At 33.4% G+C, this 10,715-nt stretch carries 14 protein-coding genes and 1 pseudogene; 14 read left to right on the top strand and 1 reads right to left on the bottom strand.

All coding sequences use genetic code 11. The features are described 5' to 3' along the window. From HMPREF0381_RS10435 to HMPREF0381_RS10385, 11 genes and pseudogenes are all read left to right on the top strand, one after another. Positions 1-822, top strand: a pseudogene (locus tag HMPREF0381_RS10435) (hypothetical protein); the annotation flags it as partial. After that, positions 822-1,307, top strand: coding sequence for a hypothetical protein (locus tag HMPREF0381_RS10430; protein ID WP_008751945.1), 486 nt, complete (start codon positions 822-824; stop codon positions 1,305-1,307). The pseudogene HMPREF0381_RS10435 and the gene HMPREF0381_RS10430, both read left to right, overlap by 1 nt. Positions 1,308-1,435: 128 nt before the next feature. Then, positions 1,436-1,975, top strand: coding sequence for an RNA 2'-phosphotransferase (locus HMPREF0381_RS10425; RefSeq protein WP_008751944.1), 540 nt, complete (start codon positions 1,436-1,438; stop codon positions 1,973-1,975). A gap of 114 nt (positions 1,976-2,089) precedes the next feature. Beyond that, positions 2,090-2,581, top strand: a complete 492-nt coding sequence (locus HMPREF0381_RS10420) for a hypothetical protein (RefSeq protein ID WP_008751943.1) — start codon at positions 2,090-2,092, stop codon at positions 2,579-2,581. Between the two features lie 328 nt (positions 2,582-2,909). Further along, positions 2,910-3,149 (top strand): hypothetical protein, encoded by a 240-nt coding sequence (locus HMPREF0381_RS10415; RefSeq protein ID WP_008751942.1) that lies wholly within the window; start codon positions 2,910-2,912, stop codon positions 3,147-3,149. Then, complete coding sequence (locus HMPREF0381_RS10410) at positions 3,149-3,613, top strand: hypothetical protein (protein ID WP_008751941.1); 465 nt, start codon at positions 3,149-3,151, stop codon at positions 3,611-3,613. Before HMPREF0381_RS10415 ends, HMPREF0381_RS10410 begins: the two co-directional genes overlap by 1 nt. A gap of 17 nt (positions 3,614-3,630) precedes the next feature. Further along, entirely contained in the window at positions 3,631-4,095 is a 465-nt protein-coding gene (locus HMPREF0381_RS10405; protein WP_008751940.1) for a hypothetical protein, read from the top strand. A 232-nt stretch (positions 4,096-4,327) separates the two neighbouring features. Continuing rightward, a complete protein-coding gene (locus HMPREF0381_RS10400; RefSeq protein WP_040461390.1) occupies positions 4,328-4,819 on the top strand; it encodes a hypothetical protein in 492 nt (163 codons plus the stop codon). Positions 4,820-4,949: 130 nt separating this feature from the next. Then, complete coding sequence (locus HMPREF0381_RS10395; RefSeq protein WP_040461842.1) at positions 4,950-5,492, top strand: RNA 2'-phosphotransferase; 543 nt, start codon at positions 4,950-4,952, stop codon at positions 5,490-5,492. Between the two features lie 30 nt (positions 5,493-5,522). Beyond that, a complete protein-coding gene (locus HMPREF0381_RS10390) occupies positions 5,523-5,987 on the top strand; it encodes a hypothetical protein (protein WP_008751937.1) in 465 nt (154 codons plus the stop codon). A 43-nt stretch (positions 5,988-6,030) separates the two neighbouring features. Further along, the gene (locus HMPREF0381_RS10385; protein WP_008751936.1) at positions 6,031-6,498 is read left to right on the top strand and encodes a hypothetical protein; all 468 of its coding nucleotides are present in this window, start codon (positions 6,031-6,033) and stop codon (positions 6,496-6,498) included. Between the two features lie 61 nt (positions 6,499-6,559). Here the strand turns inward: HMPREF0381_RS10385 and HMPREF0381_RS10380 are convergent, their stop codons facing one another. Then, positions 6,560-7,339, bottom strand: a complete 780-nt coding sequence (locus tag HMPREF0381_RS10380) for a hypothetical protein (RefSeq protein WP_008751935.1) — start codon at positions 7,337-7,339, stop codon at positions 6,560-6,562. A gap of 110 nt (positions 7,340-7,449) precedes the next feature. Here HMPREF0381_RS10380 and HMPREF0381_RS10375 point away from each other — a divergent pair, with 110 nt between their 5' ends. Genes HMPREF0381_RS10375 through HMPREF0381_RS10365 form a run of 3 tightly spaced genes read left to right on the top strand, consistent with a single transcriptional unit; the run spans position 7,450 to position 10,687 of the window. Next, positions 7,450-7,998: an HD domain-containing protein gene (locus HMPREF0381_RS10375; protein ID WP_008751934.1), complete on the top strand. Its 549-nt coding sequence runs from the start codon at positions 7,450-7,452 to the stop codon at positions 7,996-7,998. After that, on the top strand, positions 7,995-9,905 hold the full coding sequence (locus HMPREF0381_RS10370) for an NAD(+) synthase (RefSeq protein ID WP_008751933.1): 1,911 nt from the start codon (positions 7,995-7,997) through the stop codon (positions 9,903-9,905). Before HMPREF0381_RS10375 ends, HMPREF0381_RS10370 begins: the two co-directional genes overlap by 4 nt. Beyond that, complete coding sequence (locus HMPREF0381_RS10365; protein WP_008751932.1) at positions 9,905-10,687, top strand: TrmH family RNA methyltransferase; 783 nt, start codon at positions 9,905-9,907, stop codon at positions 10,685-10,687. Before HMPREF0381_RS10370 ends, HMPREF0381_RS10365 begins: the two co-directional genes overlap by 1 nt. The last annotated feature ends 28 nt before the right edge of the window (positions 10,688-10,715 follow it).

The following is a 10,715-nucleotide window of genomic DNA, read 5'->3' as shown; positions in this document are numbered from 1 at the left end:
CTGCCTATAGAAGTGCCTGAACCGAATAAGTCACCTATAGAAGTACCTAAGCCTAAGAATCCGTCTGTAGAGTTGCCTAAGACAGAAAAAGCACCTATAGAGATACCGGAGTCTAAAAATCCTCCAAAACTGCCTGAGGTAACCGAAACCCCGAAGCTGCCTGAGCCACAAAAGCAGATAGATAAAGTTGATGATATAGCTAAAGAAAAGCCTTTGCCCGAGGAGTATATAAAGCCTGAGGATAATAAGGAAGTACCAAAGGCTATAGAAGATGCTACAAAGGCAGGAAAACCGGGAACTACATTCTTAAGTACGAATGGTAGTAAGACAAAGTATGAAAATAATTCAAAAACAGTATTCGAAATTCCCGAACAAAATAGTAAAAATATAAATAATGCTATACAATCAAGATTATCTAATGAGGATATTGGAAAATTTGTTGAAGGAAAAGTTGCAGATTATATAATGAATAATACAAATGAAACTGTGAAAAAATTAGGCGCAAAAGTAAAGGCACTTTCAGGTAAAAAGCTTAAACCGGAAAAGATAGGAGCAGATATAGGAGACTTGGATATAATGACGGATAACTATCTTATAGAGGTAAAGAGAAATGTACAAAATGTGAGTTTTTCTCAGATAGAGAAGTATTTGGATATAAATAATCCTGAATACATTAATGTAGGGGATAAAAAGGTTATTTTATATATAGACAGTGGACTTGAGGGAGCAAGCGTAGAAGAACTTGAAGTGATAGAAAAGTCAAGAGAGCTTGGGGCTATAATAGTTACAGATTTAGAAGAATTAGGGAGGATATTAAGGTAATGGGAGCATCAGGATGGATGTTTAGGAAAGGTGAATATGTAACAGAAAAAGACTTGGATATAATAATTGATATATTTACTGAAATGGTATTTTATTCAAGTAATAAGTTGAATATTAGTTCAGGTGAAAGAGTACATACAACTGTGAGTTTTTTTAATGATGAGTGGGTAAGAAAGTGGGATGAGGACGAACTTGATTCTTTAGATGATAATGACCATATTAGAATTTACTTCTTTCCTGATATGGAAATGAAGTATGGCAAATATATTCCAAGCATGGGAGAAAAAGTACCTGCTTTTATTTACTTTGAAGATATTTCAGGTAGAGGCAGATTATTACTGGAATTCCTGCATAGATATTTTAAATTGTTTCCGGAAGATGTATTTATGGAAATGCACTTTTATACAAAGGATGATATAGATAAGTTATATGCGAAGGTACCATGGAATGAGACTTGGATGTATGAGGATCCTAAAACATTCTAAATTATACTATTGATATTTTTTAAGAGGAGCTGTTTTATATCTAACAGCTCTTCTTTACTAAAAAGTTGATAAACTTATAGATTGGTTTAGAGAGGTTATAGATGAGATGATAGAGGAAGGGGAATACGATGAAATATGAAGAATTAAGCAAGGAAGTTTCATACGCACTTCGACATGCACCTTGGGAGTATGAACTTGAAATGGATACAGAAGGTTGGGTAAGTATTGAACAGCTTTTGAATGCGCTGAATACAGAAGGTAAGTTTGGAAATATAACAAGAAACGATTTGGTTGTTATGATTGATAAGTCTGAAAAGAAAAGACATGAAATAAATGCAGGAAAAATAAGAGCTATGTACGGGCATTCCATACCGATGCATATAGTAAAGGAAGAGAAGACTCCGCCTGATAAATTATATCATGGTACTGCAAGGAGATTTGTTGAGAGCATAAAAAAGAACGGTCTTTTACCTATGAGCAGACAATATGTACACCTGTCAGCCGACATAGATACAGCAAAAAAAGTAGGGCTTAGGCGTGATGACAGTCCATGTATATTGGAAATTGATTCTAAGAAAGCATATGATGACGGAGTGGTATTTTATCATGGAAATGAAAAAGTATGGCTGGCAGACAAAATACCGCCTTGCTATATAAGTGAATTATAAGTATTGATACAATATATAATATGTCTGAACAGGACGCAGGGTGGATTTACAAAAATCCGGATACATATGATAAAAGTAAACACTAAAAAATAATTTAGGGAGTATATTAAGATAATGGGAGCATCGGCATCGTTATTTAGAAAAGGTAAATATGTAACAGAAAAAGACTTGGATATAATAATTGATATATTTACCAAGATGAAGTTTTATTCAAGTGGCATAGATAAAGAAAAATTAAGTAAAGGCGAATGTTTTAGTATTAGCTTTACTAATGATCATTGGAGAAGAAGATGGGATGATGACGATTATCAATGGGATTCCCTGGATGACAATGATCATATTATAATTTACTTCTATCCTAATGTGGAAATAGAGCTTGGAGAATATATTCCAAGTATGGGAGAAGAAGTACCAGATTACCTTAACTTTGAAGATATTTCAGGTAGAGGCAGATTATTACTGGAATTCCTGCATAGATATTTTAAATTGTTTCCGGAAGATGTATTTATGGAAAGGCACTTTTATACAAAGGATGATATAGATAAGTTATATGCGAAGGTACCATGGAATGAGACTTGGATGTATGAGGATCCTAAAACTTTTTAATTTAGATGCTTAACAGCAATATTTTTGAGGGAGGGCTGTTTTATTGCAAATAGCTCTTCCTTATTATAGAAATAGCAGGTAAATTATTGAATGCTTTTTTCGAAGTATTTTCGTAGTCTATCAGAATAAGTATTTAAAACCAGGTTTTCTGGAAAGTCAATACTGTCTAGGATTCTTATAGCATCACTATGTTCACCTACAAACCACATAGAATGAGCATATAAGCTTACTTTTGTGGCGTAGTATGAGTTTAGAATTTGTATAGTAGTGAATGCATAAATGTTAGTAGAATCTTGCAAAAGGTAATAAGACAGGAGACATTGATGTTATGGTAGGTGATCAAATTATTGAAGTAAAAAAATCATTAAATTCTGTAAGAGAAAAACAGATTCTTAAGTATACACAGCCTACAAATGAACTTTATTTGAATATTAGTAATAAAAAAGTTGTAATATTTATATATGAAAAAGTAGATAATGTTGATTACATTATAAATTTGGAGAATAAATATGAAAACAAAATCAAAGTGATAAATAGTTTTGAAGAACTTGAGGAGATATTAAAGTGATGTCAACATCAATGAGACTTTTAAGAAATGAAATTCACCCTGATTATACAAGAATAGAAGAGATAATAAATATTTTTGTATCATTAGGTTATACAAGATTTAGTATGGATGATAAAATAGATGTTTATATATTAACAATAGCTATGCCGATTACTGATGATGAGTTAGTTAATTCAGAGAACCTTAAAAAGAGTACAATTATTTATATCGATTTAATAGAGAACGATGAGGAAATGTATTATTGTCCCAAAACTTGTAAAAAATATTACTCTTATTTATTTTTTGAAAATGTTAGCTCTAGAGAAATAATGATATTGGAATTTTTACATAGATATTTTGAACTTTATCCGGATGATATATTTTGGGACTGTGATAAGTTTTTTTATACTAAAAAATGCATAGATAAAATATATTCAAAAACTTATGATCCTAATTGGTTATATATTAGTCCGGATAGTTTTTAAGTTAGAGGGAGCAGATAATGATATATGAGGGTAGAATATTAAATAAAGGCTGTATAGAGAAGAGATTTATTGCGTATAAATTTGTAGATATATTGAGAGAACTTGGATATATTAAATATATAGTTCTTGAAAAGGAAACTACAGATCTGATATACATAAAGAAAGGAAACGATAAATTACTTTTTGATAAGAATGATACTTCATCTTTATTAAACGTATATGCATACAAAGAATGTAAAGAGATTCCGACTGAAAAAGCAGAGAGTGCAGGACTTGAAACTTTTTTCAGATTTACAGATATACTTGGCAGAGAGCTGGTTATACTTGAAATATTACATAAATATATGGAAAAGTATAGCGATTCTATATTTTATATAGATAATGGACTTTATTTTACAAAGCAAGATATAGATAGAATTTATAATTTAAAAGAACCGGATGCAGAATGGATTTATAAAAATCCGGATACATATAAAAAGTAGAGAATTATAATCACAGTAAAGAAGGGCTGTTTTATTCGATGGCTCTTCTTTACTATAAATAGAGCGAAATTTGGAGGACAGTCCATATTTGGGGTTGTAGTTGCTTTAGTCACAAAATAATATTAATAAGGCAATTGTTGTAAGAAAGAGGTCACAAATTTCTGTACAAGTTGAAGATAGGCCGGAATAAAATTATTCCGAGACAATGAGGGTTAGGGAGGATACTAAGATAATGGGAGTACTGGCATCGCTGTTTAGAAAAGGTGAATATCCAACAGAAAAAGACTTGGATATAATAATTGATATATTTACAAAGATGAAGTTTTATTCAAGTAGTAAAGAAAAAGATAAATTAAGTACTGGTGAAAGTTTTAGTATTAGTTTTATTAATGATCATTGGAAAAGAAAATGGGATGATGACGATTATCAATGGGATTCGTTTGATTATAATGATAATATTATAATTTATTTTTATCCGAAGCCAAAAGAATCACATGAATACTATATTCCAAGTATGGGAGAAACAGTGCCAAGTTATATTATTTTCGAGGATATATCAGGTAGAGAAAGACTTTTGTTGGAATTTTTTCGTAGATATTTTAAGCTTTTTCCTGAGGATGTATTTATGGAGGAGTACTTTTATACAAAGGATGATATAGATAAGTTATATGCAAAACTACCTTGGAATGAATTATGGGCGTATGAGGATCCTAAAACATTCTAAATTATACTATTGATATTTTTTTATGAGGAGCTGTTTTATATTTAACAGCTCTTCTTTACTAAAAAAGTTGATAAACTTATAGATTGGTTTAGAGAGGCTATAGACGAGATGATAGAGGAAGGGGAATATGATGAAATATGAAGAATTAAGTAAGGAAGTTTCATACGCACTTCGACATGCACCTTGGGAGTATGAACTTGAAATGGATGAAGAAGGCTGGGTAAGTATAGAGCAGCTTCTGACTGCGCTAAATACAGAAGGTAGATTTGGATATATTACTCAAAACGATTTGGCTGTTATGATTGATAAGTCTGAAAAGAAAAGACATGAAATAAAGGTAGGAAAAATAAGAGCTATGTACGGGCATTCCATACCGATGCATATAGTAAAGGAAGAGAAGACTCCGCCTGATAAATTATATCATGGTACTGCAAGGAGATTTGTTGAGAGCATAAAAAAGAACGGGCTTTTACCTATGAGCAGACAATATGTACATCTGTCAGCTGATATAGATACAGCAAAAAAAGTAGGTCTTAGACGTGACAAGAGTCCATGTATATTGGAAATTGATTCTAAGAGAGCATATGATGACGGAGTGGTATTTTATCATGGAAATGAAAAAGTATGGCTGGCAGACAAAATACCGGCATGTTATATAAGGGAATTATATTGATAAGATTTGAGGAGATAAAGGTTTTAAATAATGTGGCGTGCAGGTATATTAAGAAAAAGAATAAGAGCTAATAAAGAAGACATGGAAAAAGTCATAAACATTTTAATGTCAATAGGATATACACATTGTTCAATTAGTGACTCAAAGGATTATTACAGTTTGTCTGCAAGTATACTTGAAGAAGATGATGAAAGTAATATTAAAAAAAGAGTTTATAACATGTATTTAAATATGTTTCTGGTGGAGATAGATATAGAAGGGCGTTATAAGTTTTGTTATCCAAGAGATAATTGCTATTATTATGCATATATTTACTTTGATGACATTAAAGGAAGAGAATTGATAATATCGGAGTTTTTATATAGATATTTTAAACTCTTTCCTGAGGATATTTTCTTGAACAAGTCAGGATATTTTTATACAAAAGAAGATATTGAAATGGCATATTGTAATAAAGATTTAAATTGGCTCTACAACAGTCCTGATGCTTTGTAAAAACAGATCTCTTGTGGCAGCGGTATAAAAAGGAGATTTATATATGATATGTGAGGGAAGAATATTAGAAAAATTTGAGGTAAGAAGTATAACTGTTGAGTGCAGGATGTGGAAAATACTTGATGCTATGAACTACCATAGAAGAGTGATGATAGGTAAAAGAGATTATGATATTATATTGTCTAAGGAAGACAGTGAATATGATTTTTTTGATGAAGAAGATTCTGCACCAATGATTCAAATTTATGCTTATGTAGATATAAAGGAGGTTCTCACAAGAAAATCAAGGAAACAGGGGCTTGTGACCTTCTTTCGCTTTCCTGATATGATTGGAAAAGAACTTATTATATTGGAAATAGTACACAGATATATGGAGGAATACCCAAATACCGCATTTTATGTTGATAACGGTTATACATTCAGGAAACATAATATTGATGCAATATATAATAACGGGCCAGATGCGGAGTGGATTTATAGAGGTCTGATATTTATAAAAAATAGAGAATAATAATCACAGCAAAGAAGAGCTGATATACGGCTCTTCTTATAGGAATAAATAAAGCACAAGCTTAGTGCTTTTCATATAAATAATCATCATTTTTCTTTGGCGGTTTTTCGTTCAGATTACCCACATCAAATGTAGTATCATCAGAGATATCATTTTCATTGTTTTGTCTTTCATCAACCGGAATATCATTTACTTCAGTACCTTCGGCAGAAACAAGCTTTGTCTGATTGATTTCACTGTTGTTAAATGCCACTTCCCCCTGATTTCCTGCCGTATCTGAAACATAGGCCTTAATGCCGTAGGTGTCAAAATGAAAGGTAACTCTGCCTTCTTCTTTATCAACCTTAGCAGGCAGTATCTTCTTATCATTACTGTCTATTGCGTATATACTGTTATAGTCAATATCGGAATGAGTATCCTCAAAGGTTACATTCAGTTCTCCCTTTTTTACAAGCTGTGCAAATATAGTCGGAGCGGTAGAGTCTATTTTATCAATCTTTTCATATATAGTCTGAGACATAGTATTAATATTTGTAGCTACAATCTCTAAAGTACCGTTTTTTGTAGCTGTAGCTTCATAGGTATTACCGTTTTTGGTAAAGGAGAGCGGCTCATTATCAAGCATCATAGTGAAACTCTTTAACGGAAAGAAGCTTTTTTGTGTCACCTTGATATCAACAGATTTTGAGTTTTCCACCGCCTCTATAGAAACTTCAAACTTAGGTTGTGCTGTCACGACAAAAAATATGATTACATTTATGAATATAAATGCTATTATATACTTGAGTTTTGAAAACCTCCTTTTTTTAGGTTTTTCATTTACATTGGTTTCATCTGCCATAGATAATCCTCACTTTCACTTGTACAAGCAATCTTTGACTAGAATAGCAGACTTAAAATAAAACTTCAAGTTAAAATTTACATAATAATATAATAAGAAAAGGAGTTGCTATGATAGAAAAAGCAGTGAAATTTGCTACTAAGGCACATGAAGGCCAATTTAGGAAAGGAAGTGAAATCCCATATATCATTCATCCGCTGGAGGTATGCTCAATAGTATCACTGATGACAGGTGATATAGAGGTGAGATGTGCCGCACTTCTTCATGATACTGTAGAAGATACGGCTGTAACTGTTGAGGATATTGAAAAGAACTTTGGCAAAAGAGTAGCGGCTCTTGTCGGCAGAGAGTCGGAAGATAAGTCGAAGCCATGGCTTGAGAGGAAAATCCATACAATAAAGCATTTAAAAAATGAATGTATTGAGGTTAAAATGATAGCCTTGGGAGACAAATTGTCAAATATCAGAGCATCCGCCAGAGATTTTCTGGCTGTGGGTGATGATTTTTTACTGAAATTCCACGAAAAGGATAAGCAAAAGCAAGGTATGTACTATTTTGGGGTATTGGATTCACTAAGAGAATTGGAAAACAGTGAGTTTTATAGGGAGTATGAAAAACTCTGCAATTTTGTATTTGGAGATATGAGAGATAAGATATGAGAGACGGTTTTGTAAGGGTTGCAAGTGTAACACCTGATATCAAGGTGTGTGATGTGGCATATAATAAGGAGAACATAAAAAAGGCAATTGAGATTGAATGGGAAAATAAAAGCAAAATTATAGTATTTCCCGAGCTTTGTCTGACCGGGTATACATGCAATGACTTGTTTTTTCAGGATATACTGATTTGTGAAGCTAAGAAGGCGTTAAAAGAGATTGTAGAGTTTAGTGCCGGTCATAAGTCTATTATATTTATAGGTTTACCGCTTGATTTTAAAGGTAAGTTATATAATGTAGCGGCAGCAATATCCGACGGAGCGCTTTTAGGTTTTATAAATAAGTTACATTTGCCGAACTATGGTGAGTTCTATGAGGAGAGATACTTTAACAGAGGATTTGAAGCTCCTGTATGGGTGGATTTTTTTGATATGACGGTTCCTATGGGAGCAAATATACTGTTTGAGTGTTTAAATTTTCCGGGGCTTACAATTGCAGGTGAAATTTGTGAAGATCTTTGGGTACCTAATCCGCCAAGTGTAGGCCATGCGCTTGCAGGTGCGAATGTTTGCATCAATGCTTCAGCCTCAAATGATATAGTAGGTAAAAAAGCTTACAGAGATGCACTTATAAGCAATCATTCAAAGAAACTTATATGCAGTTATATATACGCCAATGCCGGAGAGGGTGAGTCTACACAGGATCTAGTCTTTGGCGGTCAGGGTATTATTGCGGAAAACGGTAAAATACTTGCAAAAAGCACCGGATTTAAAAATGAGGCGGTAAGAATTGAGATAGATATAAACAGGCTGAATCTTGAAAGAAGAAAACAGACTACATTTAAGACCGTTGATGATGAGGGGTATTTTAAAGCCGAGTTTGAGTTGGATATAGAAGAACTCAATCTGAAAAGAAATTTTAATCCTAAGCCGTTTGTGCCGAACGACACCTTAAAGAGAAATGAAAGATGTGATGAAATACTCACAATACAGGCACTTGGACTAAAAAAGAGATTGGTTCACACAGGTATTAAGAATGTAGTGCTTGGAATTTCGGGAGGACTTGATTCAACACTGGCACTTTTAGTATGTGTCAAGACCTTTGAGATGTTAAATCTTGATAAGAGCGGAATAAAAGCTGTCACTATGCCGGGCTTCGGTACTACAGACAGGACATATAAAAATGCCTGTGAACTTACAAAGAGTTTTGCTGCAAGTCTTGAAGAGATTTCCATTGTAGAGTCTATAAAAAGGCATTTTATTGATATAAAGCATGATATAAATGTAAAGGATGTCACATATGAGAATGCACAGGCAAGAGAGAGAACTCAGATTTTGATGGACATTGCAAACAGAGATAACGGACTTGTGGTAGGAACAGGAGATCTGTCGGAACTTGTACTGGGTTGGGCAACATATAACGGTGACCACATGTCAATGTATGGTGTAAATGCCTCTGTACCTAAGACCTTGGTAAGGCATCTTGTAAACTACTATGCGGATACTGTAGGTGATAAAAAAATTGCAAATATATTATATGATATTTTGGATACACCTGTATCTCCTGAGCTTTTGCCGGCTGAGGACGGTAAGATAGTACAAAAAACAGAGGATTTGGTAGGTCCGTATGAGTTACATGATTTCTTTTTGTACAATGTACTTAGGTTCGGCTTTATGCCCTCAAAAGTATACAGAATGGCAAAATCAGCCTTTGATACAGTATATGATGCAGATACTGTATTAAAGTGGCTTAAAGTATTTTATAAGAGATTTTTTGCACAGCAGTTTAAGAGATCCGCACTGCCGGACGGACCGAAGGTGGGAAGTATAGCCGTATCTCCAAGAGGTGACCTTAGAATGCCGAGTGATGCAAGCAGAACCTTGTGGGAACAGGATTTGGAGAGAATATAATGATTACTTCCATATCCAACAAAAAGATAAAAGAACTTTTGGCACTGGTCAAAAAGAGCAGTGTAAGAAAGAAACAAAATGCCTATATTGTGGAAGGTATCAGAATGTTTAAAGAACTGGAACCTGAAGAAATACTTGAGGTATTTGTCAGCGAAAGCTTTGAAAATGAAAACAAAGGTTTACTGAAAAATATTTATCCAGAGTATGAAACGGTAAGTGATAGAATATTTGATTCGATATCGGATACCAAAACTCCACAGGGAGTTTTGGCGGTTGCAAAAAGAAAAGAGTATACAATTGACAGTATATTAAAAGAAGCCGGCAGACCGTTTAGTTTTTTGATACTTGACAGTTTACAAGACCCCGGCAATCTGGGTACTTTGGTGAGAGCGGCAGAAGGTGCGGGAATCACTTGTATCATTATGAATGAAAACACTGTAGATATCTACAATCCTAAGGTAATACGCTCTACAATGGGTTCAATATTCAGGGTTCCGTTTATATATGTAAAGGATTTGAAGAAAGTTATAGATAAGCTTCAGTCAAAAGCCGTTGAAATATTTGCAAGCAGCCTTGAAGGTGCGACAGAATATGATAAACCTGACTATAAAAAAGATATTGCCTTTGTAATAGGAAATGAAGCGGCAGGAATATCAAAAGATATACTTGATATAGTGGAGAAAAAGATAAAAATACCGATGCTTGGAGAGGTGGAATCACTGAATGCGGCAGTAGCGGGAAGTATTCTTATGTATGAAGCTGCAAGACAGAGAAGATTATAATATAAATATTGCATATTTATACATATAA

The sequence above is a fragment of the Lachnoanaerobaculum saburreum DSM 3986 genome, from assembly GCF_000185385.1.
Classification (GTDB): Bacteria; Bacillota; Clostridia; order Lachnospirales; family Lachnospiraceae; genus Lachnoanaerobaculum; species Lachnoanaerobaculum saburreum.
This window is presented reverse-complemented; position numbering and strand designations above follow the sequence as displayed.